1 pseudogene is annotated in these 225 nt (G+C 23.6%); it reads left to right on the top strand.

The window, feature by feature from the left end:
* Positions 1 to 7 precede the first annotated feature (7 nt).
* Positions 8 to 225 (top strand): annotated as a pseudogene (locus LUA84_RS01105) (amino acid--tRNA ligase-related protein); the annotation flags it as partial.

Raw genomic sequence — 225 nt, forward strand, 5'->3', positions numbered from 1 at the left:
GTATCATATGGAAGATATTATGAAAGTTATGGAAGAATCATTAAAATATGCAATTGAAAAAACAATTGAGGAAAGAAAATCTGAATTTGAAGAATTAAAAAGTATAACAGGAAGAGATATAAGTGAATTAAAACAATTTGTTGAAAAACCATGGAAAATTATTACATATAAAGATGCAATAAAGAAATTGCAAAATCTTGGTGTTAATATAAAATATGGAGATGA

The sequence above is a fragment of the Candidatus Nanopusillus massiliensis genome (assembly GCF_920984865.1).